This window comes from Shewanella sp. BF02_Schw (assembly GCF_014596695.2).
Taxonomy (GTDB): domain Bacteria; phylum Pseudomonadota; class Gammaproteobacteria; order Enterobacterales; family Shewanellaceae; genus Shewanella.
The window spans coordinates 299,444-320,678 of record NZ_JABKAW020000004.1; the positions used below are offsets into that span (position 1 = coordinate 299,444).

Here is a 21,235-nt window from a genome sequence, read left to right on the forward strand (position 1 = left end):
TAAACTTAATTTTTCAAATAAGTTATTTAAATTCAAACAGATACTGAAAGCACATGCGAGTGAGGTGATATTGTGCAAGTTGTTGCGGTTAGTGCGACAGGTATCAAAAATAGCATTGTTCTGCTATTCACTAGGGCGGTTAAGTTGTGACTGATGCGGAGTATTCTGTGATGTAAGCGATACAAATTCACTAAGTTTGTTGTTGCTTGCAAAAATAACATTTACAGCAAAAATCATCTCTATGGTCAATAATTTATGACTAACTCCGGCTCTCTTCTGCTATAACGTTGAGCATTATACCAACCATTTTCACCTGCTCGATGACATAATCTATCGCTATGTTTGGTCGCTGATGACAACTCATTTGTTTGATTTGTGTGCTAGACCACAGACGTGCTTTCGCGTGATAGCTAGTCTGTAGTTAGGCTTTAATTAAAACCACATTAAATATACCAACATCATTGTGGTTTATTGGTATCGGAGGTTATATGCAACATAGGTTTATCACTACTGTATTAGGGACTTTAAAGCCCAATCTTCTGCAATCACTTGCTCAAGTTAGCCGTGAAATAGGCGCAAGTTGGGAAACCAGTAAAGTCATTAAACTCGACGGACAATTTGTGGCCATGATGCGGGTAATGATAGATGTCGATAAAGAAGCGGCGTTAAAACAAGCATTAGAACAGCAGTTTTCACAATTAACGTTTGTCTACGCTGAGTACGATCATGAAGCTAAACATCTATCGCCAGAATGTAAACTCACTTTAGATTGCAATGATCGCTCAGGCTTAACCCATGACATGAATCAAATTTTAGCGGATCTTGAAGTCAGCGTAGACCACCAAGAATGTTACCGTGTACAAGTCACTAGTTTAGGTAAAACGGTGTACAGCGCTAAGCTGACATTAAGATTACCGGAGAATGTGACTATCGCACTGTTAATTTCCCAGCTTGAAACATTAAGCGATAATATTCGAATAGAAGTTAACTAACCTTCTCTTAATCTGGGCAATCGTTCATCGTTTTAGGCAGTGGCTTCGATTCACAAAGGGTTAGTTATCCTTTACGGAGGTTAGCTAAACACCACTTTGTTTCTGCCACTGCTTTTGGCTTGATATAACGCACTGTCGGCGAGATCGATAGCTTGCTCTATCGTTATGTCTTGGTTACTGAGTTCAACGACCCCAAAACTGGCGGTTACGCTAATTTGCTGGCCGCAATAAACAATAGGTGTTTGGTTAATCATGGCTCTTAATCGCTCGGCAACATTGATAGACTCTTGATAATTGCTGCGCTCGATCAATATAACAAACTCTTCACCGCCCATGCGGCCGATTAAGTCGTCTTTTTTTATATGTTGTTTAATTAACTGGGTAATGCTGATTAATACTTGATCGCCGCCAGCATGGCCGAACTGATCGTTAATGGCTTTAAACTTATCAATGTCCCAGTAAATGAGGCATGCATGTTGCGGCTGCTTTTGTAGCTCAAGTAATTTTTGTTTCGCGTGGCTATAAAATCCCCGACGATTAAAGCAATCAGTCAATGAATCTGTCATCGCCAGCAACTTCATTTCTTCGGCCAAATCAGAAGCCAGCATATAAATCACAAATACTGACATACCAACATAAGCCGCAGGTAGGGCGGTAAAGTTAACAATGGCGTAGAGCTTGATAAGTTCCACATCCATCTCTTTACCTTGGAATAGCGCGATACTCGCTGCAACAAATATGCACATGGCAAATATGAAATGCATTAACGACGCACCAATTTCGGCTGGCCGTGATTTGGTGCGATGCTTGATGATCACCACACTAGTGATCATCAACAGCAGCACATCAACGTATAAATACAACGACATTCTTAAGCCTAGATGTGGGCTAATATAAGTAAAGTAATAGGTTAGCGCCATCCCACATATGCCTAGGCCAAGCAATGTTGCAGGGTGGATTTTAGTGTTAGTGCGTAAACAATGTCCCCATGTCCCGAGCACCACCGACAGCATGGATACACTGCAGCCGATCATCCAATACAGGTTATGAGAAAGAAATAGGCTTTTAAATAAACTATTAGCCCACAGCACAGTCGAGGCTAAAAAAGACAAAGAAAACATCAACGCATATTTTTGTTTACCCATGGTTTGCCAGGTCATGAAAAAGATTATCGACAGCAAAATGCTAGAAAAAAACAAGGTGATTAAAATATACGTAAACGGACTTTCCATATGGTGACTTCCTAGCTTATGGCTTTGTTTATATAAACCCAAAACGAAGCTATGTTTACTCGAATTAGACTGAGGGTTGCAGTGTTTGTTGGTAATAAATAACCGATGGATGACAACAAATACGACAGTGTTTATCAACTGTAGACGGCAATAGCAGCCTTAGCCAATTGGGATAAGATAATAGCCTTTAGGTGGCTAATTAATCAGCAATAATGAGCGTTAAGCTGTGGTGAGTTGTTTTATCGCTTGCTCGGTTAGCGCTTCGGTATATGGGTTGATTTTGAAATGCTCAACACTCCAACCTTTAATAAAACGCTGGAAATCAGCCCAGGCTAAACAATATAAAGGTCGCCATGCCTGTTGTACCTCAAGCGGATTGATTAGCGGATGACATTCGGCTAGGCCTTGGGTTAGCGCGGCAAAATAATGATTAAGATAGCCATTAATTAACGCTTCTGGTTCGTGATAGTTCAATACACTGCTTAACAACATGATCACGTCTTTCATGCCGCAACCTTGGCCGATATATTGAAAATCGACTGCTGCAGCATGGTCATCCTGACTAAAACAAAAGTTAGCTAATTTGGCATCTCCATGCACCAAGGTTTGAAATGGACATTGTTTCAAGGCATCGTCGATGAGATGGGCTGCCGACTTAAGCGGGCTGTCGGCTAAAGCGGCTAACTCGTCTGGTCGTGTATCTAGATGCTAGTATGTGCCGACAGGCCAAAGCCCTTTTGGCTCTACGTGCATGTATTTAGCATGAAAATGCCCTAACCACGTTAAACAAGCGAGTACGGTTTCAGATGTGGTGGTTTTTCTTACTTGAGTAAATCCCAGGGTATGCAAGTCTTGTAACACTAACAGGGTTTCATTGGCTTGTTGGTCTACATAAAAACAACGCGGCAGAGGACTGAATCTCTGCTGTGTATGAAGATTTGCATAGTGCTGATACCAATTCACTTCCACTTGGTACGACTGCAATTTACGATGATGCGACAGTGGCGTGTTCCAACCTCTAGGATGCGATTCCTGTTGAGGTAAACAGATATATTTCACAATCACTGACGAGTACGATTTACCCGTTACATAAGCCCTAAATAACTGACCATAACCACCCCAAAGCGGTTGAATCGCTTCAATATGAGTGATTCTATCTGCCGAAATCGCCTGACTAATTGTTTGTAAAATACTATTTGGAATTTTCAAAGCTATCTCGTTAAGGCTGTTTCTGGCTAATGTGAAGCAAATTGCTCACTATCCATCGTTTAGCATCCATCATTTATTCAACTTATAAAGTCGGGCGATGCAAATCAAAACGTAACTCGTCAGAAATACCATAATAAGCCGATGGTCCACCTGCGCGCAAAACAGGCTCAGCTAATGCTGTTTGATAAATTCCTTCTGGGCTCAGCAAGTGTTTTTCAATGTGTACAGCTACAACCTCACCAAGCACTAACCAAGTATCAATTTTGTCACCATTAGCTGCGGTTAACTGAATGCATTGCGACAGTTTGCATTCGAAGCTAACCGGGCTTTGTGCAATGCGGTCAGCTTTAACAATGTTGCCTGCTATTGGTGTCAATCCAGCAAATTCAAACTCATCAGTGCCACGGGGTAATGCTGCAGAGGTTTGATTCATTTGCGCGGCTAAACTGCGGGTAGTTAAGTTCCATACAAACTCGCCAGTTTCAACAATGTTGGCGACGCTGTCTTTCCAACCTGTACTGGCAAAGCCGATAATTGGCGGATCGTAATTAAAGCAGTTAAAGAAGCTATAAGGCGCTAGATTTCGCTGGCCTTGAGCATTGCGAGAGGCAATCCAACCAATGGGACGTGGGCCTATAATGGCATTAAGTGGGTTATGTGGCAGACCATGACCTTTGCTGGGTTCATAAAAATAGCGATTATCAGCACTCATATTTTACCTTATTTATACTGTTGGGCTTGTTATAGCGGTATCAAATATTACGATGATTTAAATTGGATGGCTCAATTTGATAGCTCAATTTGATAGCTCAATTTGATAGCTCAATTTGATTGTTCAATTTATGAATCAACGCGATAGGCAAATATTACCACATCAATTATGGTATCAGTGCCGTCCACAATAAGCGTAAACCTACCACGATCATTAAACTGAGGATTATTTTTTTAAACTGTTTTTCATCAAACTTATCTTGAATGCGCAGTCCGAGTTTTACCCCAATCCAGGCAATGGGCGCCAATGATGCAGAGACTAATAAATTACTAAGGTTAATTTGTCCTAGCATGCTGTAGGGAATTAACTTCACAGCATTCACTACTGCAAAAAATACCACCGCAGTGCCTAAGTATTCTGTTTTAACTAAACGCAGCGGGATTAAATAGGCATTTAATGGTGGCCCACCGGCATGAGCAACAAAGCTGGTAAAGCCAGCAATTGTGCCGCAAACTCGGCCGATAAAAGAGGATGGTTTTCGTTGTGACCATTCTCCTAATGTCAGGCCATAAACACCAAATCCTAACGAAATAACCCCTAATAAGCCACGTAAATACTGCTCATTCAGTTGATCAAATAGCAGATAAGCCACCACAATACCAACAATGGCCGCAGGCAACAAAATCCACAGTTGGGTCGTATTTTGTTTTCCCCACCAAGAGCGCACACTTAAAAAGTCCATGTAAACCAATAGCGGTAACATCACTGCCGCGGCTGCTGCTGGACTAATGGCCAAGGCAAGTAAAGGCACGGTTAATCCGCCTGCACCGCCAGCAAAGCCTGATTTTGACATCCCGGTGATTAATACCGCTGGAATAGCGACTAACCAAAACAATGGATCTGTTAACACTGACGTTCCTCGCGATGTTAATCAGTTAATAACTATTGGGCTAATAGCTGATCATTAATATTTTATTCTTTAAAATAAAAAGCTTAACTTTATGTGTGGTTTAACTGAAGTCGAATAAACTGGAATCATAGCACCAGCGCCCATTAATCAGACAATAAATTAACAGAACATTTAGTTTTATATTAGTAGGTGGTTAAGTGATTGTGAGAGCAGTAATTGCGATACCAGGAATGGCGCTACGGTATAGCAATTTAAGATGATCATGCAGTGTTTGTGGGTCAGCTAGCGTTTGCATCAATAAGTTTACCGTCATTGTGATGGAATACTAATAAGTATACGTCCAATGCTTAAAAATACTACTTTCGTGATGATTTAAAGGAACGAAAAATGCTGGCTAATTTAAGTATCTATTTATCATTAATTTAAGTGTAATTAAGTTAATTTTTATGGATTAATTTCCATAAAAACAGACTAGCCAATATGGGGATGATGTGTGATTCTGTTTTCTAAACTCATTATTTAGCGGAAAATATCGTCATGATCCAACTGTGCGAGTGGCAACAGCAGGGGCAATTTTTGTCTATTAACGATCAGCAGATCTTTACTCGTCAAGCGGGTGATAGAACGGCGCCAGCGTTATTGTTAATTCATGGTTACCCTAGCGCAAGTTGGGATTGGGAAGGTATGTGGCATGAGTTAACTCAACACTATTTTGTGGTAACTCTTGATATGTTGGGTTTTGGATTTTCAGACAAACCCAAAAATGTTGATTATTTAATCAGTCAGCAAGCCGATATTTATGAAGCTGTTTTACAGCAGTTTGGCGTTAGCCATTATCATATTTTAGCCCATGACTACGGTGATACAGTCGCGCAAGAATTATTAGCAAGACAACTTGATGGCAGCAGTACATTGTGCATCAACAGTGTGTGTTTTCTTAATGGAGGTTTGTTCCCCGAAACCCACAAACCTTTGCTTATTCAAAGCTTGCTACTGTCTCCATTAGGGAGCGTGGTAGTCAAACTAATGAGTAAACAAAAATTTGCCGCGAGTTTACAAGGTATATTTGGGCCATCGACACCACCTACGCCACAGGTTATTGACACATTATGGCAATTGCTTAATCACAATAATGGTATCGCGGTAATGCATAAAGTCATTAGCTATATCACCCAACGTAAACAACATCGTGAACGTTGGGTTGGGGCGATTATCAACAGTACAATACCGATCAAGTTGATCGCAGGGGCTAAAGATCCGATCTCTGGTCAACACATGATCGATCATTATCGTAAATTGATTCCTCATGCAGATGTAACCGAACTGTCTACGCTGGGACATTACCCACAAATCGAAGATGCCAATGGAATTACAGCTGCCTATATGCAATTTAGGTTAAGTCGTACAAAGTAGATGAGTGAAAGGGGGCAGTAAAATTAATGCCTGTTATATCATCGAATAAGGTGAAGTATTCAGTTAGCTCTAGACGAGGATGTAGCGAAATCTATCATTGGATAATAAGCACTTTGGGCTATTTTTAGGTGGTGGCTCCATTGTGATCATTTACAGTAATATATCTGTTTTTCTTTAAGAGCAATGAACAGGTACTAAGTGTGTAAAATGATGTCTTTAATGATAATTTCAGATGTTTGTTCAGTGCTTATTTTAGGTGTTTGGAATAAATAACCTTGTAAAAAAATAGGCTTAAATTGACGTAAATAATCTAGCTGCTCTTTGGTTTCAACCCCTTCAGCAACAACATCAATATCGAGTTTATGAGCAAGTGCGACAATGCTTTCATAAATCCCTGCGCTTTTTTTATCATTAACAGCATCATTTAAAAATTCACGATCAATTTTAATTTTGTCTACTTTTAGATGTTTTAGTCGGCTTAATGACGAATAACCTGTCCCAAAATCATCAATCATGACTTTAATGCCCATCGTATTAAGTGCGTCAATTCTGTTGGTTGTTTCTGTAAAATTTGCGATTAACGAGCTTTCTGTAATCTCAAACTCAATATTAATATGATCAAATGCAGAGATGATTTTTTGAGTGTTAACCAGAAAATTTACGTCTAAAAATTGTTTAACTGATACGTTTATCGCGATAAATTGATCTCGTTTTAAAAACCGACTTCCTTCTGCCAACGTTGTTTTTAGCAGCCATTTAAAAAAGTCTTCCGATAGACCAATGTCTTCAGCAAGGTTAATAACCAGTTCTGGATTAATATGTGTTCCTTGCAAATTCCAGCGTGTCAGTGTTTCATAACCCTCTATTGCTCCAGACACAGCGCAAGCGATAGGTTGATAGACTAAATATAGTTGTTCGTTTTGAATGGCCAGCTTAAGTTGCGCGGATAGTCGATAGCGTTCAGAGATTTTTTGGCCTATTTCATCGGTATAGTAACAAGCTGTATTCAGTTTATTACGTTTTGCTTCATACATTGCACAATCTGCTGCAATTAATAATTCTTGAACGGAGTTACCATGCTGTGGTGAAAGTGCGACACCCATGCTGAAGCTCATATCAATGCTGCGACTATTGATGCTAAATGGTTCGTTTTGACACTTAAAGAGCCGATTAATCAGTGACTCTATATTGGTTGTTCCTTGAGGAAAACCTGCAATTATTAAAAATTCATCACCGCCAAGTCGAGCCACTATCTCATCATTTCTTATAATCGAAGCTAGCTTTTCACCCACCTTTTTAATGAGTATGTCGCCCGCTTCATGGCCGTATGAATCATTAACATCCTTGAAGCCGTCTAAGTCCAAAAAAATGACACCAATACTCGTTGATGTTCTATGAGAATTTTGCAGTAATTTATCTAATTGAGACAGCGCTAATGTTCGATTTGGAAGACCAGTTAGTGAATCGTAATACGCGTGATAGGTGATTTCTTTGTTAATCGATTTAATGTCAATGACTCGTCTTATGCCATAAATAGTTGCAGTTAATGCAATCCATAAAAAGCTAAAAATCAACTCATCCATTTCCCAACTTTCGTGGCTTCGAGTAAATTCATAAACTGATTCAACAAATTCGACATTAAACGCGAAAGACAAAATGACCATGATTACCACGAATAATGTACCAACAATAAAATCAACTCTAGCTCGTTTTTTCATGAGCATGCTGGACTGAGTTTGTGATTTTAGAATGTCTAACTTCATCCAATCTCCAACACTGTGATGCCAATAACATATTGGTTATCTTATAACTATATATTAATATCGCCTGTTTCACGTCAGCCATTTACTCGTTAATAACAAATTATCTTTAATTCTTGCTGAGTGCTGAGTGCTGAGTGCTGAGTGATGAAGGGAGAGGCTGTATGAAGGCGGATTAATTAAGTGTTGTTATAACCAGGTATTGCAAAATATATTGAATTAGACAAGGCAATGTTATTTAGTTTATTCGCATAAAATCAAAAACTTATTTCATTTCATTCGTTACTGCTTATTCACCGCTTTAGTAAGAATACGACATAGAGATATTGACAAAAAATGGCACTGGTAAAGCGGCCTAATATTGCTTAATGAGGAGTGTTTTCTTTTTTTGCTTACTCAACACTCAACAGCTGCTAAATATGCAGGGCTACTGCACTAAAGCACTGGATGATTTATTGGTCGTTATCACACAATAAATTCACTTCTATTTTGTCTAATCTGCTCATCGTTAAAATATGCACGCACTCGTCCTGAGCCTATTGAGAATGTCTTGGTTACGTGATCCACGCTTATCTTCTCGAATTAATAAGGTTGGGTGGCTAGGTTATTCGCCATGTGATTGATACGTTCTGCGGTGAATCCATTATTGTGGGTATATCTTCAATACTAATGCCACTGGAATGTCATTAGCATGGTTTATTTGTAGTGTAGACATCATATTGACAGCGCTTTATATATTGATAAATATAGAATCAAAATCAATAAAATTGTCATATTCATTTGATATCATTAATATTTATATATCATGGGGAATCATCATGCGTGTCATTGCTATTATATGTGGATTGCTTACTAGCTTATTGAGCTGTTATTTATCAGCTAACACTACAGCAGCAGTACCAGAAAAACCCTATGTATTACTCGTGTCTATTGACGGTTATCGATACGATTACAACAGCTTGCATAGCCCTAATCACCTTACTGATTTTGCTAAACACGCTGCCACAATCACTCGTTTTAAGCCGTCGTTTCCGACAGTGACGTTTCCTAATCACATCACCTTAGTGACAGGCCTTTACCCCGCTCATCACGGCATAGTGTCAAATCGATTTTATAATCATGTTTTGCAACAGCCTTATGCCATTAATATTAAACAAGCGGTCACTGACGGCCGCTTTTACCATGGGGTGCCGTTATGGTCATTAGCGGGCCAGCAAGGATTAAAAAGTGCCACCTATTTTTGGCCCGGTTCAGAAGCTAAAATTGCTGGTCAGCGACCAAATTATTGGTTGCCTTATCGTGACAACTCTCCCAATAATGAAAGAGTTGAGCAGGTTTTGCAGTGGTTTAATTTAGCCGAAGATCAGCGGCCACAATTTGTAACGTTATACTTTTCTGATGTAGACACCGCAGGCCACCTTTTCGGCCCAGAGTCTACAAACACCTATCAAGCGGTGCAGAAAGTTGACCAAGCTGTAGGGCTGCTTTTAGCGGGAATAAAAGCCTTACCTTTTAAGGTTAATGTGATTATTACATCCGATCATGGTATGGCGAATGTTGCAGGATTTGAACGTCTGTATACCGATAAATTGTTTGTGGGCAATAAAGCGTTAAAAGCTAGATTTAGCTTTAATAACGATGCGGCTTTTTCATTAGTCACAGCCACTGGTGAGAATAAGCAACAAGATTTAGATGCCTTAAAAGCGTTAACCCAAAAAGTGCCTGGTTTGCAATTTTATCGCCAACAAGATATTCCCGCTTCTTTGCACTTTAACAATAATCCGTCAATTGGTGATGCAATATTAATCAGTAATCAACATTACATTACTAGCACCGATGCGAGGGCTGGCGTAGTAGGCAAGCACGGTTATGATGCCAGTGTCATCAGCGACATGAACACAGTGTTGTACGCTCAAGGGCCGGCATTTAATCATGTGACAGTCGACTATGCTGAAAACATTCATTTGTATCCACTCATTGCTGATATTTTAGGGTTAACCATAACCGAACCCATTGATGGAAGATTGTCGGTATTATCGCCACTATTGGCCGACTCGAGATAATATTAGCGCGTGGCGTATTGATGTTGTCTAAACCCCGTGGTTAAACTCATTGGTTTGACTGAGCTAGAGGTAATATATTCTAAAAAGTGTTGCTGTTTCATATCCTCTTGCAAAATAACATGATATTTTACAATCAAATGGAGTTTAACCCGTTAGGTTTATGGAGGAGCCATGCAGGCTTTTTTAGTCGCTCAAGCAAATATACCCTTTTCAATTGCGCTTGTTATTGTGGTCATGCTGGGGATGTTTGAAATCATCGCCATGATTGCAGGGTTAAGTGTATTTAGTGCACTTGATAATTGGTTTTCACTCGATGTCGATACAGATGTTGATACCACGGTATCGGTTACCGGTATGACAGGTATATTGGGTTGGCTGTGTCTTAATCGCTTACCGTTACTTATCTGGTTTGTATTAGCATTAAGTAGTTTTGCGATAGCAGGGTATGTGATTAACTTTGGCTATTCACAACTTTTTGGCAGCTTCTTACCCCAAATCATCACCGTACCTGTTGCGTTAGTCATAATGTTTTTTTCAAGCCACTTTATTGGTAATGGTATTGCCAATATTCTCCCTAAAAACGAAACCTCAGCAATATCAATTGATGCGCTTGGCGGTTGTGTCGGCAAGATAACCCAAGGTCGTGCAATAAAAGGCATGCCGACAGAAGCGGTGGTTCGGGACACATTTGGGCAGAAACACTACGTGTTAGTTGAACCAGAACACGACGATGTCGAATTTTTGCCTGGCGTCGATGTTGTACTCATCGCTCATCAAGGCAAAGTCTGGACAGCAACCAGATTCAGTTAACCAAAAATATCTTATTGAGATATACCCTAAAAATAAAAATGTCATTCCAATGACACTTTTTGATAAACATAGTTGTATTTAAAAGGAAATTAAATGGAAACGTTAACAAACTTTGATTCAGGAAGCGGCTTTGTCCTCCTCATTGCTGGCATAGCAGTATTAGGATTGATTATTATTGGACTTATTTTTGCCAAACTGTACAAACGAGCCAGTAAAGAAATGGCTTTTGTTCGTACGGGGTTCGGCGGTGAGAAAATCATTAAAGATGGTGGCGCAATTGTGCTGCCAGTGCTGCACGAAACGATTTCGGTCAACATGAATACCTTGCGTATTGAAGTTGAAAAAAATCAAAAAGATGCCCTGATCACCAAAGACAGAATGCGCGTGGATGTAAAAGCCGACTTCTATTTACGTGTTGCGCCAAATGCCGAAGGGATTTCAATGGCAGCGCAAACGTTAGGCACTCGCACTAATCGTGTTGAAGAACTAAAAAAATTAATGGAATCAAAGTTTGTCGACGTATTGCGTACCGTTGCAGCCGAAATGACCATGACCGAAATGCACGAGCAGCGCGCTGACTTTGTCCAGCGAGTGCAGAATAATGTCGCCAATGACCTTGAGAAAAACGGCCTAGAATTAGAATCTGTGTCGCTCACGGGTTTTGATCAAACTGACTTGCAATTTTTTAATGAAAATAACGCATTTGATGCCGAAGGTCGTGCTCGTCTAGCAAAAATCATTGAAGAAAAACGTAAAGAAACCAACGATATTCAGCAAGAAAACCGCATCAAAATTGAACAGCGTAATCTTGAAGCAGAAAAAGAATCATTAGAAATCGAAAAGTCGGAAGAAGAAGCTCGCCTCGCGCAGCAACAGTCACTCGAATTTAAACGTGCCGATCAAAAAGCTGAAATCATTAAACAAAAAGAAAACAAAGCCCGCGAAGAGCGTGAAGCCGAAATTGCCAAAGAGCGCGCAATTGAAACGGCTGAAATTGAAAAAACCAAAGACATCGAAACCCGTGAAATTGAAAAGTATAAGTCTATTGAACAGTCACGCATTCAGCAACAACGCGATATTGAAGTATCTGAACAAGACAAACGCATTGCGGTAGCAGCTAAGTCGGAAGAAGAGTCAGCCGCTCGTGCTCGCGCTGCAGAAGCTGAAAAAACCAAGGTAGAAAAAGAAGAAGCGGTTATTACTGCGCGCCAAACTGCTGAAGCTAATCGTCGTAAAGACATTGAAGTTATTGATGCCCGAAAAGAAGCTGAGCGTGAGGCCGTGGGTGTTACGGTTCGAGCTGAATCAGAAAAAGTTGCCGCGGAAGATAGAGCTAGCGCCATTTTAATTGAAGCGCGTGCCAGTGCAGACGCTAAGATGCTAAAAGCCTCAGCCGATGAGAAAATCTATGCAGTTGAAGCGGCTGGTAAGCGGGCACAGTACGAAGCTGAAAACGTACTGAGCAACGAACAAATTGCACTGCAAAGATCATTAGCCATATTAAAAGCCTTACCAGACATTATTGCTCAAGCCGTTAAACCGCTTGAAAAAATTGAAGGTATTAAGATTTTACAAGGCTATGGTACGGGCAATCAAATGAGTAACGGCGAGGGTAACCAATCCCAGGGGGGTATTGCAGAGCAAGTAACCACTGCAGCATTAAACTATCGTGCTAATGCCCCTGTGGTCGACGCTATGCTACGAGAGTTAGGCTTAGTTAATTCAGAGTCTGGTAATTTAAATGACCTACTGACAGGCAATAATGCACTGACATCTGAAGCGATTAATGTCATTCAATCGGCCAAAACAGGCTTTGGTGTGGATGAAGTTATCCCTGGCGTTAATCCAGCGCAATAAATGCTAAGTTGCTAAAGAGGTATCTTTCCTCTTTAAAATACAAAAAGTGCTTTTTGGCACTTTTTATATTTATCAGCATCACTCTATAACAGCATTATGCCGACTATGTTCAATCTCAGTCACTTAGCGGGAGTGTGAAACACTTTTTAAGCTAAAGAGTGAGTTACAACAATTGATCCTGTAACAGATTCTGTGTTGTTCTGCCTTATGACATTATGGTCTTAATCGTTGAGAGACTTAATATTCTTTAAGGTTTATTGTGAGATTATCATAGACTTGATATTAACTTTCTCAGTGGCCAGAAGGCAGACTTTTAGCCATAGTACTTGGAATTTAACTGTTAGTTATGATTGTATTATGGTCGTTATCAGTTAATGCTAGATATAGGCTAAATACACGTGTGTGACGACTCAGCCCCTCAAATAAGCCCAAAAAGGTAATGTGAACCATGACAACAGCAATAGAGTATTATTTTACTAGCCTTTCACCTTATGCCTATTTAGGCCATAGCACCTTTACCTCTTTGGCTGAACAGCACAAAGCTGCTATCAACTATAAGCCGATTAAACTGGCAAAATTATTTGCTGAATTAGGTGTGTTACCGGTAAAACAACGCCTGCAAGCTCGACAAGACTATCGCTTAATTGAGTTAGCTCGTTGGTCAACAAAGCGCAAATTGACCCTTAATCTACAGCCTGCTTTTTTCCCTGCAGACCCAAGTTTGGCCGACAGATGCACAATTGTGTTACAACAAGCTGGACAAGATGTCGGTGAATTTGTTGGTAATGTACTGGCAGCATGTTGGGCAAAAGATCAAAACATTGCTGATGAAGCGGTGATTAAGCAAATATTAACCTCACTCAATGTCGACGCCGACAGTGTTGTGCAGCAAGCATTGTCAGCCGAAATCGAAGTAATATACGAATCTAATACTGTAGATGCTATTGAAAAAGGCTTGTTGGGAGTACCTACCTATGTGTATCAAAATGAGCCATTTTGGGGACAAGATAGACTCGATTTACTTAACGACAAGCTGGCTGGATAACGTTATTTAGGTGAGGTCTAAAATAAGGTTGCAGTGGTTATTTACTGCAACCTTTACCGGTGCCAATAGCAATGAACGTTCAAAGGTAAAAAACCATAATCCTTAGCTGTTTATGCGGTGCTAATTTGCGGTTTTTAGAACCAATAACCATGCCTATAAATAAATATTAATTGATAGCCATTATGGTTGAGTATTTTGATTTCAACGCAAAATCACAATCCATTATTTCAACTTTGTAATACCTATTAGAACCGCAATAATACCACCCGCCATTCCAGCCCAGGCTTCAATAGGTGTATCACCACTTATGGCGCGGGTAACTTGAGAACTAGCTGCATCATAAATATTGTAGCCCCACAACGCTAAAAAAATACCCGCAATAACAAGTACAATCCCAATAATTTTACTATTCATGCTAACTCCAGACTTTGATGAAGTGGCAGTGATGCCACCGTTGATGACGTTTAGTTGATAATGTTGCAGTAGATAACCCGAAACTAACGAAACTCATGAGGGCTCTTTATACAAGCTCCCAGACCCATCTCTGGGGGGGGGCGCTTCCATCTGTTTCATTTTTAGTAAAATGAAACAGACACAAGCTAACCAGTTATTACGTTGATCGATCTTTTTATCGTCACTATAGTTTGACGTTATTTCTAATCTGTTCTATTCGCTCGCGGTTAACCCCAAAGTCAGACTCTCCGATACGTGAAGCAGATCTAACATGGATGGTAATGTTATCAGATGTTGTTGACGGGAAATAAAACTCAACATCATCGACAAAACGCATTATCTGCGAGGTAAATTCTACTCGGATATAATCATCCTCAACCACGACGATATTCGCTCGTTCAGCAGCCTTTAGTACGTGCAACAGTTTTGCCTGTGCCTGCTGGCGTGTGCCGACAAACTCAATCGGTTGTATAGCATGTTCTTCATCTGCAACTGATTGTTGGCTATTGACGCAATTTGGCGATTCAGGACATGGCATTAACTGGCCATCATTAATGCCTAAAGTAGGCACCGTGCCAGAACAACCCATTAACAGCATCATGCTGAGTGTAATAATTGAAACTTGCTTGTACATTATTAATATCCTTTTATTTATTTTCTCGGTGACCGTAACTTAATACTCGGGTTATTTGCCATTTGTCATCTACTTTACGCCAAACCATGACAAAGTCAGCTTTACCTTCACATTGGTTGGTTTTATTTTGACAAAAGATATGCACTCCTTCGGTAATGGCACCAAAATTCTTAATCGAGTGGACGTTAAAAGAGCCTTCAACCAGCTTTCGGGTGTAATGACCACATGCATTGTTTTTAGTATTCGCAATCATGCTGTCACGGTCCCACGTTACCCCACCATTATCATGATAAAACTCAACATCAGCTGCAAAAAAGCTTGCGTGCTTATCTAGCTCTTGCGGATTTTGGCAATGGTTAAATGAGTCAAACACCGCAGTATCAAGCGCTTTCATTGTGTCAGCTAACACCATGTCATCAGCCAATGAAGGTATTGAGAAAAAAGCTAATAAAACCAAGCAGATTTGTTTCATCGTTTCGATTCCTTATGTGCCAGTGACAAAGTTAGTGAAAGTGCCGGATTTAGTGCCCCACTTCACAGCCATCATTGGCAGTTTGAAAGCCTTACCGTCGTTTTCTTTCTAAATTTTGGTAATTCGGTGGTGATTTTTAATCCGTTTTCTGTGGGGATATACAGTCTATTCAAAATATTGATTTGGCAATGTTCGTTAGCCAATAAATCAGACAATAACTCAACATTGAACCTAAAGAAAGCGCTTAAAATGACAATTAAAATCATGAGTATTTTACAGTGGGGGCGTAATAAAAAATTCACAGAAAATCAAACCATGAAGATAATAAAAACCGTTAACAAAGTCTAAAATATGTAGCACGTAGACTCCAATTTTTATCTAACAAGTTTGTGGTTCAATTTGTTTCGATGGTAATGTCACTTGTTACTAAAAATTGTGGGCAGATTTTGAATTGCTGCTCTATTCTTTAATTATCTTTTAATAGGTGGTAAATGATGTTTAAACCAAGACGAATTATTGATAATTTGGGAAATATTGCCACTTTTCATTACATCTCATCTTTGCTGTACAGAGCAATATCCTGCAAAGTTGATGATATGACGAGAGAAAATCTATTACATCGACAGAAGTGGCTTACTTTAAATTTTTTTCAGTTGGCTCTTAACTTTAGTTATACAATATGTATTTCTGCATACTTGTTTATTGGTAGAAATCTACATTCAATAATATTTGTCTCGATGACTTTTATTGTATTAGGTTGTGGAAGTTCTAATGCTAATACGAGTTCAATACAAGCCCCTGTGGTGTTGTCAGACAGTTATTATAGTGACTTATATTCTTGGAATATAAGTGGTGGCCTAAAACAAACACGATTAGGCAGAGGGATCAACGTTGGCAATTACTTAGAGGCTCCTTTTGAGGGAGACTGGACTGGTGGTAAGGTCTTAATTGAAGATGACTTTAAAATAATTGCCAAAGCAGGTTTTAAAAATGTACGTATTCCAATTCGCTGGACTGCGCATGCAGATAAAACCTTTCCCTATACCATAGATTCTGTATTTATGAATCGTGTTAAAGAAGTTGTAGGTTGGGCGAATAACGCCGGTCTTAAAGCTATTATAAATGTACATCACTATAACGAATTGATGCGTGCTACTGACAATGACAAAATGTCGCATATTTTACGTTTAGAAGGTATTTGGAAACAAATTAATGAGCAATTTCCACTTTCTAAGTATTCTCGAACGGATCTAATTTTTGAACTATTAAACGAGCCGCAAGACAGTATTCACTACAATGATTGGAACGACATTATCGAACGTTTATTGACTGTCATTTGGGGCGATACAGATATTCCACAAAAAAATAATACCCAACGTATTGTTATGGTAGGTACTGCTTATTGGAATGTACCTGATACCTTACCTAAACTGTCATTGCCACACTATGCAAATCAATATAATACAATTATTACAGTGCACAATTACAAACCCTTTCATTTTACTCACCAAGGAGCTAAATGGGTTAATGGTTCAAAAAAGTGGATAGGAACGACTTGGTTAGGTACTGAGAGCGAAACCGCACCTTTAATCACTTTACTGGATAATATGACTCGTTGGAATTCTAAAGCTAATCGTAATTTTGAAATTTATTTGGGGGAGTTTGGCGTATATTCACGCTATGCGGATCCCAAGCAGCAAAAAGCTTGGACGGCTTTTATTGCTCGTGAAGCAGAAAAACGGAATATTAGCTGGGCATATTGGGAATACTCATCGAGTTTTGGTGTATACGATAATAAAGCTCAGCAGTGGCGACCACATTTAATAGAAGCATTAGTTCCAGTAAAATAATCTAGGCTGACCTAGAATATCGACTGGCGCAGTGGTAAATATTTCATTTGGGACTCAGCTAGAATTTTTGCTAGGACCGTTGATAAGTATAAGTGCAGTACAACCGCTTATAGCGGTATATGAGTCGCATCTAAGGCTATGATAATAGTGAGCTATTAAATAGAAAAGTAAGGCATAAAGCCTGCGATGAGCAGACTATTGTCTTAACTTGTCATGAATGTCTATATGAGCATACTATTAAGTCATATCTGTATTCAGTTTTGATATTCACTCGGGCATTGAGCTGATTGTTTAAAATCAATAGTGCTATTAACAAATAAAATACCTATTTCATCGATAAGCCAACGGTCATGCTCATAAATATATTTAATGTTAAATGACATTGGCATACTCTCATTGTCTAATCCATTAATTGATAAGCATCCAACTAATCCATCTATTTTTTCAAAGTGTGCAATCTGCTTAGACATATATTTTTTAAATAGTAATTGCTCAGATACGTGAGTCTCATTTATATTTAATTTTGTGAGTAAATTCTGACTAAAAATGTCAGGGCTTATCTGCAATAGATTGTCTTTATGGACACTATTTTTATAATGAAAGTAGTTCAAATACAATTGCTCTTCATTAGTCTTTATTGAACATGAAGACACTAAAAAAACTAAGCAAAAAATAATCAACTTCATATTATCTTCCCATTATACTCTGTAGTTCAGCCTCATAGGCTTTATGTCGGTCTTGAAGAGCTTTAGCTGCAGTACATAGTAAACCTGAACAAGAAGTGATTTGTGTCGTGTAGAAAGTTAATGATACACGTTTACTCGGTAATATGACGTATCCTCACAAAAATTTAGAAGCATTCATGGTATTTGAAGAATTAATCGTGGTTCCATTATTAATCTGCAATGCCTGATGGTACTTTTTCGTATTTATCTTGGATCTGGAGGAGGGATAGCTATCTTTTATAAAGAGGAACCCTTGGATTCAAAGTCCTATCTTTCGCCTAAACGAAAAAAGGCTCATCATTTCTGATGAGCCTTTTGTCTTAAATCTTGCGGAGGGATAGCTTGCTTGTAATAAAGAGGAACCCTGGGTTTAAAGTCCTATCTTTCGCCCAAACAAAAAGGCCTTATCTTTCGATAAGGCCTTTTTGTTTAATCTTGTGGAGGGATAGCTTGCTTTCAATAAAGAGGAACCCATGGGTTCAAAGTCCTATCTTTCGCCCAATAAAAAGGCCCGCTATAAATAGCGGGCCTTTTTATTTGAATGTGGCGGAGGGATAGGGATTTGAACCCTAGAACGGGATAAACCGTTGCCGGTTTTCAAGACCGGTGCATTCGACCACTCTGCCATCCCTCCGAACGCGGTGAATAATAAGGGTATTAGAAAAAATGTAAAGCCTTGATGTGTTCGATGGCACAACAAATGTGCAAAATGACACAAAAAGGCTCACGTTTGCACAATATTTACCCTTTTAAATCTTTAAAGCGCTTTCATTGCAAGCTTGCCTCTCTTGTTGGCGAGTTGCCAATAAGAGAGGCTTATATCAACAATAATACTTAGTGTACTAAACCACGACGCTTTAATAGGGCGTCGGTTGATGGTTTTTTACCGGCAAAGTCGATGTAGCTTTGCATTAGATCTTGGCTATTACCTTTTGACAATACTGCGTCACGGTATTTTTGGCCGTTCTCTAAGGTTAATCCACCGTGAGCCATCATGTAAGCAAACGAGTCTGCAGCAAACACTTCGGTCCAAAGGTACGCATAGTAACCCGCTGAGTAACCGCCGCCGAAGCTGTGGCTAAAGTAAGTGGTTTTGTAGCGTGGTGCAATTGGGCCGTAGTCTAGGCCGTGTTTGGCTAGTGCTTGTTTCTCAAAGGCGGCAACATCGGTAATTTCGGTGCCAGCTGGAATTGAATGCCATTCCATATCAAGCAACGCTGCAGCTAAGTATTCAACTGTGCCAAAACCTTGGTTAAAGGTGTGTGCTTTTAACACTTTAGCTAATAACTCTGCAGGAATTGGCTCGCCCGTTTGGTAGTGTTTCGCATAGTTGGCTAGCACTTGTGGATCAACACTCCAGTCTTCGTTAGCTTGTGATGGAAACTCAACAAAGTCACGTGCAGTTTTGGTACCAGCTAAGCTTGGGTAGTTAACTTGCGAATATAAACCGTGAATGGCATGACCAAATTCGTGGAATAAGGTGCTCACTTCATCAAACGTTAACAGAGTAGGTTGACCTTCTGCTGGTTTAGGTACGTTAAGTGCGTTGTACACCACTGGCTTAGTATTTTGTAAGAATGACTGACTAACGTACTCATCCATCCATGCGCCGCCACGCTTACCAGGGCGGGCGTACATATCGAGATAGAACAAACCTAGTGAGCTGCCGTCTTTGTTAAAGATTTCATAACCAGTGACGTCTTTGTGCCACACAGGCAAGTCAGTACGAGGTTTAACGGTAATGCCGTACAGTTTTTCCATTGCGAAAAACAAGCCGTCGTTTAATACGGTATTCATTTCAAAATAAGGTTTAACCTGGCCGTCGTCTAAGTCATATTTGGCTTTACGCACTTTTTCTGCGTAGTAAGCCCAGTCCCATGGCTCTAAAGTAAAGTCTTTACCGTCTTTAACGATTTCGGCTTGAATGTCTGCCGCTTCTACTTTGGCTTTAACCAGTGCTTTTGGGGCTAAGTCGTCAAGAATGCCATAAACCGCTTCTGGGTTTTTGGCCATTTGGTCGCCTAGCGAGTATGCCGCCCATGTTGGGTAACCTAATAGTTTGGCTTTTTGTGCACGCAGTTGAGCAATTTTGATGTTTAACGGCGCGTTGGTGTCCATGGCGCGATATGCTGAGGTTTCCCATAGCTGTTTACGTATATCGCGGTTTTTAAGGCTAGAAAGCAATGGTTGAGTGGTGGTGTTCACTAAAGTGATCATGTAACCCGTTTTACCAGCAGCTTTAGCGGCAGCAGCTAATGATGCAATGTCGTTGTCTGATAAGCCGTCAAGTAGGGCTTTATCTTCAATTACGATCACGTCGTCATTAAATGACTTTAATACGTTTTGTGAGAAGCTGGTTTCAAATTTGGCTAGTTCACCGTTTAGCTCACGCATTGTTGTTTTGTCTGCGACTGATAATTCAGCACCGGCACGCACAAAACGGTCGTAATACACTTCAACTAAACGTAAGTCTTCGCCTGTTAATGTGGCTTTATTTTTATAAATCGCTTGGATACGAGCAAACAACTTTTCATCAAGATAGATGTTGTCTTGATGTGCCGTTAGCTTAGGCACAATTTGTTCTTCAACACTGATGAAGTTGTCGTCTGAGATAAGCCCTGACAGATTGAAAAACACTCGTTGAGTACGGTCTAGAATAGCCCCGGTGTTTTCTAGTGCGACAATGGTATTGTCAAATGTGGCTGCTTCGCTGTTATTGGTGATAGCGGCGATTTCAGCTTTGTGATCTTTCATGCCTTGCTCAAATGCTGGCAAGTAGTCGCTGGCTGTTATTTTGTCGAACTGTGGTGCCATGTATTGTAAAGGGCTTGGTGTTAACAGTACGTTTTCGGCAGTGGCAGGCGCTTTAGTCATAGTTGTTGATGCATCTGTTGTCGTTTTGGCTGCCATGGCGGTGTCTGCTGATTGCTCTGAACACGCGCTGAGCATCAGTGCAGCACTAACTGCAGTCGTGATAAGTGTTTTACGCATTGAAATATCCTTGGGTCTTGGCCCTTTTAGGTGTTTTTATGCCTATTCAAAGTGTGTGGTGCGGCTGAATAGTGACAATAAAAACATAAAGTAATAACCCCAGTACA

The 21,235-nt window shown here is 39.9% G+C and carries 17 protein-coding genes, 1 tRNA gene and 1 pseudogene; 7 read left to right on the plus strand and 12 right to left on the minus strand.

The window, feature by feature from the left end:
• The first annotated feature begins 488 nt into the window (after positions 1-488).
• Entirely contained in the window at positions 489-992 is a 504-nt protein-coding gene (locus HNW13_RS16645; RefSeq protein ID WP_182743826.1) for an ACT domain-containing protein, read from the plus strand.
• An 80-nt stretch (positions 993-1,072) separates the two neighbouring features.
• On the opposite strand, the gene HNW13_RS16650 is transcribed toward HNW13_RS16645, so the two are convergent.
• The 5 genes and pseudogenes from HNW13_RS16650 to HNW13_RS16665 form a co-directional block, all read right to left on the minus strand.
• The gene (locus tag HNW13_RS16650; protein WP_192114109.1) at positions 1,073-2,224 is read right to left on the minus strand and encodes a GGDEF domain-containing protein; all 1,152 of its coding nucleotides are present in this window, start codon (positions 2,222-2,224) and stop codon (positions 1,073-1,075) included.
• A 219-nt stretch (positions 2,225-2,443) separates the two neighbouring features.
• Positions 2,444-2,896: pseudogene (locus HNW13_RS23555) on the minus strand (phosphotransferase); the annotation flags it as partial.
• A 36-nt stretch (positions 2,897-2,932) separates the two neighbouring features.
• Positions 2,933-3,433: an ecdysteroid 22-kinase family protein gene (locus HNW13_RS23560; protein WP_243756322.1), complete on the minus strand. Its 501-nt coding sequence runs from the start codon at positions 3,431-3,433 to the stop codon at positions 2,933-2,935.
• An 82-nt stretch (positions 3,434-3,515) separates the two neighbouring features.
• Positions 3,516-4,145 carry a flavin reductase family protein gene (locus HNW13_RS16660; protein WP_162023983.1) on the minus strand — a complete coding sequence of 210 codons (630 nt, stop codon included), beginning with the start codon at positions 4,143-4,145 and terminating at the stop codon, positions 3,516-3,518.
• Between the two features lie 166 nt (positions 4,146-4,311).
• Positions 4,312-5,055 (minus strand): sulfite exporter TauE/SafE family protein, encoded by a 744-nt coding sequence (locus tag HNW13_RS16665; RefSeq protein ID WP_192114110.1) that lies wholly within the window; start codon positions 5,053-5,055, stop codon positions 4,312-4,314.
• A 537-nt stretch (positions 5,056-5,592) separates the two neighbouring features.
• Here HNW13_RS16665 and HNW13_RS16670 point away from each other — a divergent pair.
• Positions 5,593-6,468, plus strand: a complete 876-nt coding sequence (locus HNW13_RS16670) for an alpha/beta hydrolase (RefSeq protein ID WP_192114111.1) — start codon at positions 5,593-5,595, stop codon at positions 6,466-6,468.
• 194 nt (positions 6,469-6,662) lie between these two features.
• On the opposite strand, the gene HNW13_RS16675 is transcribed toward HNW13_RS16670, so the two are convergent.
• On the minus strand, positions 6,663-8,231 hold the full coding sequence (locus HNW13_RS16675; protein WP_182743831.1) for an EAL domain-containing protein: 1,569 nt from the start codon (positions 8,229-8,231) through the stop codon (positions 6,663-6,665).
• 815 nt (positions 8,232-9,046) lie between these two features.
• On the opposite strand from HNW13_RS16675, the gene HNW13_RS16680 reads away from it, so the two are divergent.
• From HNW13_RS16680 to HNW13_RS16695, 4 genes are all read left to right on the plus strand, one after another.
• Complete coding sequence (locus HNW13_RS16680; RefSeq protein ID WP_192114112.1) at positions 9,047-10,291, plus strand: ectonucleotide pyrophosphatase/phosphodiesterase; 1,245 nt, start codon at positions 9,047-9,049, stop codon at positions 10,289-10,291.
• 171 nt (positions 10,292-10,462) lie between these two features.
• A complete protein-coding gene (locus tag HNW13_RS16685) occupies positions 10,463-11,101 on the plus strand; it encodes an OB-fold-containig protein (RefSeq protein ID WP_101085053.1) in 639 nt (212 codons plus the stop codon).
• 93 nt (positions 11,102-11,194) lie between these two features.
• Positions 11,195-12,958: a flotillin family protein gene (locus tag HNW13_RS16690; protein WP_101085054.1), complete on the plus strand. Its 1,764-nt coding sequence runs from the start codon at positions 11,195-11,197 to the stop codon at positions 12,956-12,958.
• Positions 12,959-13,406: 448 nt separating this feature from the next.
• Positions 13,407-14,003, plus strand: coding sequence for a 2-hydroxychromene-2-carboxylate isomerase (locus HNW13_RS16695; protein WP_101085055.1), 597 nt, complete (start codon positions 13,407-13,409; stop codon positions 14,001-14,003).
• Positions 14,004-14,225: 222 nt separating this feature from the next.
• Here the strand turns inward: HNW13_RS16695 and HNW13_RS16700 are convergent, their stop codons facing one another.
• The 3 genes from HNW13_RS16700 to HNW13_RS16710 form a co-directional block, all read right to left on the minus strand.
• Positions 14,226-14,417, minus strand: a complete 192-nt coding sequence (locus HNW13_RS16700; protein WP_011639035.1) for a DUF3185 family protein — start codon at positions 14,415-14,417, stop codon at positions 14,226-14,228.
• A gap of 223 nt (positions 14,418-14,640) precedes the next feature.
• Entirely contained in the window at positions 14,641-15,090 is a 450-nt protein-coding gene (locus HNW13_RS16705; protein ID WP_059745767.1) for a DUF1499 domain-containing protein, read from the minus strand.
• Between the two features lie 13 nt (positions 15,091-15,103).
• Positions 15,104-15,562: a nuclear transport factor 2 family protein gene (locus HNW13_RS16710; RefSeq protein WP_192114113.1), complete on the minus strand. Its 459-nt coding sequence runs from the start codon at positions 15,560-15,562 to the stop codon at positions 15,104-15,106.
• Positions 15,563-16,053: 491 nt separating this feature from the next.
• Between HNW13_RS16710 and HNW13_RS16715 the strand changes: the two genes are divergently transcribed.
• Positions 16,054-17,412, plus strand: coding sequence for a glycoside hydrolase family 5 protein (locus HNW13_RS16715; protein WP_192114114.1), 1,359 nt, complete (start codon positions 16,054-16,056; stop codon positions 17,410-17,412).
• A gap of 254 nt (positions 17,413-17,666) precedes the next feature.
• Here HNW13_RS16715 and HNW13_RS16720 read toward each other — a convergent pair whose 3' ends face one another.
• The 3 genes from HNW13_RS16720 to HNW13_RS16730 form a co-directional block, all read right to left on the minus strand.
• Positions 17,667-18,098, minus strand: coding sequence for a hypothetical protein (locus tag HNW13_RS16720; protein WP_192114115.1), 432 nt, complete (start codon positions 18,096-18,098; stop codon positions 17,667-17,669).
• Between the two features lie 583 nt (positions 18,099-18,681).
• Positions 18,682-18,771 (minus strand) — tRNA-Ser (locus HNW13_RS16725).
• A 200-nt stretch (positions 18,772-18,971) separates the two neighbouring features.
• Positions 18,972-21,128, minus strand: a complete 2,157-nt coding sequence (locus HNW13_RS16730) for a M3 family metallopeptidase (RefSeq protein ID WP_192114116.1) — start codon at positions 21,126-21,128, stop codon at positions 18,972-18,974.
• Positions 21,129-21,235 lie beyond the last annotated feature (107 nt).